Here is a 2737-nt window from a genome sequence, read left to right on the forward strand (position 1 = left end):
GTTACCTTTGGTGACGTAGCTGGGATCGACCAAGCGAAACTTGAGTTTGGGGTTCCATTTGAACGCGAGCTTTGGATTTACCAAAGTTCATTGCTTGGTTGCCGGGGCCGCTCTGAGCGCGACGGAGCAAGAAGAATAAACCCACCAGTAACAATACTGGGAAGAATAAGCTACTTAGGACGCGGAACCAGACGCTCTCATCATTCTGTGGGAGAACGTAAATGTTACCTTTGACGTTATCTGTCAGAATGTTGACGAGTTGATTATCGTTGGGAGGTAAGTTAACCAACGCTTTGGTACCATCCTTAGCTTGTACCAATGCCCGAGACCGATCGGCACTCAAGCCTACGTTCTCGATTTCGCCCTGTTTGACCTCTTGGATAAACTGGCTATATTTCAAAGTTTTTTGGGCTGGGGCTGGCTTCTCCAAGAAGGTTGTTGCCAGAGCGATCGCCACAACTGCCAGAAGGACGTATAGTCCGGCATTTCTCCACCGCTTATTATTCACTCGAAGGTTCTCCTATATTAGTACTTGGTGACTGGTAACTTATGACGTGGCTTGGTTTCGATCCAATCGCTCAACCATCGTTTCCTCCAGTCTGCGCCATCTGCTGACTGCACTGAGCTGTCGGTGAATTCCGACCAGCGCACATGCGCGATAATTTGGTTTATTTTATCTCTCTATTAACTTATGTTAACCTTTCTCTCATTTTATTGATAGGGTTTTTTAAATTAAAGTTGAGATTTGACAGTTTTCGTGGCTTAGGTGTTAGGGGACTGAGCATTGGCGTTTTGCTTTGCCTTTACTCCGCGATCTCCGTCAGCCATGACTCGATCGCTATTGACTAGGTCCTATATTCTAGTTTACCCATCGGAGCGATCGCACTATTAGGTGGGGTGAGGTGGATTACCGAATGATTGGATTCGATCGCCGATAGACCGAGTATTTGCATCCCGATCGAACATTATTCCTGTATTCGATCTTCACCCAAATTTACTCCAATTAACTCGCCCCTAGCCAGCTAACTTCTTCGATCGCTGGATGCTGGGCTAGATACTTTAGAGTACCCATAGAAGTGATGACAGTATGAATCGGGATAAAGCGAACTACTGAATTACTGTAGCCGATCGCTTCTAAATCTTTGACCCACTCTGGATTCCACTCGATCTCTAAGACCAATCGATTATCGCGTTGGAGTCGTGCCAGAATTTGCGATCGAGCGATGCCTGGTAAAATTCCCGCGTTTAATGGCGGTGTATACCAGCAGCCATCGCGATAGCCCCAAAGATTGCCTGTCGTAGTTTCGAGCCAGTCACCGCGATCGTTTGTCAGGATCGCTTCTTGAATATTGTTGTTTCGTGCTTGTTGGAGAGCTAACCAGGGAGCGAGATAATTACCTGTTTTGTGTTGGGGTAGAAATCGAGTGAATTGTCCATCTGCAATTATTACTGTCACACCTTCTTGTTGCCAAGTTGCCAAGTTAGGCGGTAAATCTCGTCCGGTAATTAATTCGCGTCCGTCGGGAAAGATCGTAATTCGCAATACGGGGAAACGTGGAGTTAGGTACTCCACACCCGATCGAACCTGTTCCCAGACGGGATGATGCCAACCGAAATCCTCGATCGAACATCGTAATCGATCGCAGTGTAGCTCCATTAAACCCATCAGATCCCCGACTTCTTCGAGAAGCGGCTCGCTCCGGTCGGGTGTCCCGACCATGGAATCGAGACAAGACAGTCGGGGATCTAGTCCCACAGATCTAGCGGTTCTGAAGGTTGTAAAAACTGTCGCTCCATATAATAAGCCTGGATCGTTAATAGCTAACTCGATGGTTTGAGACTCGATCGATCGCCCACAATACCAATACATACCACCTGCTTGCTAAAATAGTTGAGAGTTCGAGGACATCAGCGATGACACTTACTACCGCCAAATGGACGATCGACGAATATCACCAATTAGTCGAGACAGGATTACTGGACGATAAACGAGTAGAGCTACTAGAAGGAATCATTGTAGACATGCCACCAGAGGGAATGCCTCATGCAGTTTATTGTAGCGAATCGATTAAATATCTCCGAACTTTGTTAGACGATCGAGCCGAAGTTCGCGAGGCTCATCCAATTACGCTGCCTAATGACTCTGAGCCAGAGCCAGATATTGCCATTGTCCGCGCACCTATCCGTCAATACCTCACGCATCATCCTTATCCAGCCGATATTTTTTGGCTAATTGAGTATGCCGACACAGCACTGCGTAAAGATCTCAATGAGAAAAAGCAAGTGTATGCAGCAGCCGGAATTCAAGAATATTGGGTCGTAAATTTACAGGCTTCCGAATTAGTTGTATTTCGCGATCTAGAGAGTGATACTTATAAATCGGAAACTGTTTAACCACTGGAAATATATCGCCATTATCATGCCCTGACATCCCGATCGATGTCAGCAAGCTATTCACCATCTAATCCCCAAAACTCTTAATGGCTCCAACTCTTCCCCCTTGGCTGGTTCTCGATCCACATTTGATTCAATGGCTCCATGAAGATATCGGTCGCTCAGATCGCAGTACCCAGGGTTTGCCAAATGTAGATCGAGTGGCTACAGCAATCTGGATTGCTAAGGAAACGGGGATAGTTGCCGCTCTACCAGTGGCCAAACGCGTGTTTGAACTATTGAACCCTCAAGCCAAATTCAAGCTGCTTGTTGCTGAAGGTTCGCCGTGTATCCCAGGGGAATC

The 2737-nt window shown here is 46.8% G+C and carries 2 protein-coding genes and 2 pseudogenes; 2 read left to right on the top strand and 2 right to left on the bottom strand.

Annotated elements, in window-relative coordinates:
- Window positions 1–28: 28 nt before the first annotated feature.
- Both RMO84_RS05080 and RMO84_RS05085 read right to left on the bottom strand, forming a co-directional pair.
- Window positions 29–508: pseudogene (locus RMO84_RS05080) on the bottom strand (ATP-dependent metallopeptidase FtsH/Yme1/Tma family protein); the annotation flags it as partial.
- 495 nt (window positions 509–1003) lie between these two features.
- Complete coding sequence (locus tag RMO84_RS05085; RefSeq protein ID WP_310487391.1) at window positions 1004–1720, bottom strand: aminotransferase class IV; 717 nt, start codon at window positions 1718–1720, stop codon at window positions 1004–1006.
- Window positions 1721–1914: 194 nt separating this feature from the next.
- Between RMO84_RS05085 and RMO84_RS05090 the strand changes: the two genes are divergently transcribed.
- Both RMO84_RS05090 and RMO84_RS05095 read left to right on the top strand, forming a co-directional pair.
- Window positions 1915–2394 (top strand): Uma2 family endonuclease, encoded by a 480-nt coding sequence (locus RMO84_RS05090; protein WP_310487392.1) that lies wholly within the window; start codon window positions 1915–1917, stop codon window positions 2392–2394.
- Window positions 2395–2480: 86 nt separating this feature from the next.
- A pseudogene (locus tag RMO84_RS05095) lies at window positions 2481–2737 on the top strand (nicotinate-nucleotide diphosphorylase (carboxylating)); the annotation flags it as partial.

The sequence above is a fragment of the Chamaesiphon sp. VAR_69_metabat_338 genome, from assembly GCF_031423935.1.
GTDB lineage: Bacteria > Cyanobacteriota > Cyanobacteriia > Cyanobacteriales > Chamaesiphonaceae > Chamaesiphon.